Source organism: Acidovorax sp. HMWF018, assembly GCF_003061035.1.
Lineage (GTDB): Bacteria > Pseudomonadota > Gammaproteobacteria > Burkholderiales > Burkholderiaceae_C > Acidovorax > Acidovorax delafieldii.
The window spans coordinates 1-1,097 of the sequence record NZ_QAIM01000194.1 but is presented as its reverse complement, the minus strand read 5'-3'; the positions used below and the strand labels follow the sequence as shown (position 1 = coordinate 1,097).

Here is a 1,097-nt window from a genome sequence, read left to right as displayed (position 1 = left end):
AGGGCCACGGCGGTGTTTACGACCGGTTGGGGGAACATGGTCTGCAGCGTGCCGGCGATGCGGCCAAACTGCAGATCGCGGTCGGTGTAGTCGGTGTCGCTATACAGCTCTTCCAGAAAGAACTGTGCTGCGGGTCCGAACGAGGGCGAGCCCATCAGGTCCGCATAGGTGCCCCGAAAGCGCCGCGCCTGCAGGCTTTTGACGCTGCCCACCGCCGCCCCCAGCGCCGGTTCGCCCGTGCGGTGCAGGCGCAGGGCGGTCACGTCGGCGATGCAGTCGCGGATGGTCTGGGCGGCATCCATGGGGCAGGGTCCTTTCTGCATTCTGCGGGGTTCGGTGTCGGGCGGTGGTCAGACCGCACAATGCGGCTGGTCGATTACAACATCTGCCCATCACCACCATGATCGCGCGCTGGCAACGAATCCTTCTCCTGTTCATCCTGCTGACCATGGCCGCCTGGCTGGTGTGGCAGTGGCCCCATTCACCGTTGCGTGCCGTGCTGGGGGCGCTGGTGCCGCTCTGCATTTACCTTGTGGTGATGGCCGTGGAGTTTGTGCTGATGCACATCACCAACCATGCCGATGCTGCGCCACGTGCCCGCCTGTCGCAGGTGGTGGGTGCCTGGTGGGCCGAGGTGTGGGTGGCGTTGATGGTGTTTTGCTGGCGCCAGCCGTTTCGCCATGATTCCGTGCCCGACTGGCTGCCTGCACAGCCGACGGGAAAGCGCGGCGTGGTGCTGGTGCATGGATTCATGTGCAACCGGGGGCTCTGGCTGCCGTGGTTTGCGCCTTTGCAGGCGCGGGGGCATGCCTATGTGGCGGTGAATCTGGAGCCGGTGATGGGCTCGATTGACGAGTACGCGGACATCATTGAAGACGCTGTGCGCCAAGTGACGGCGGCCACGGGCCAGGCACCGGTGTTGTTGTGCCACAGCATGGGGGGCTTGGCGGTGCGGGCGTGGCTGCGGGCGCACCAGGCGGATGGGCGGGTGCACCGTGTGTTGACGCTGGGCACGCCGCATGGGGGCACGTGGCTGGGGCGTTTCAGTCGTGCGGTGAATGGGCGGCAGATGAGCCTGGCGGGGGACTGGGTGGTGG

The 1,097-nt window shown here is 66.3% G+C and carries 1 protein-coding gene and 1 pseudogene; one reads left to right on the top strand and one right to left on the bottom strand.

Annotation, left to right across the window (positions count from 1 at the left end; translation table 11 throughout):
- Positions 1 to 302 (bottom strand): annotated as a pseudogene (locus tag DBR23_RS07165) (hypothetical protein); the annotation flags it as partial.
- Between the two features lie 98 nt (positions 303 to 400).
- On the opposite strand from DBR23_RS07165, the gene DBR23_RS07160 reads away from it, so the two are divergent.
- The coding region (locus tag DBR23_RS07160) for a triacylglycerol lipase (protein ID WP_108497785.1) at positions 401 to 1,097 on the top strand (697 nt) is incomplete at its 3' end.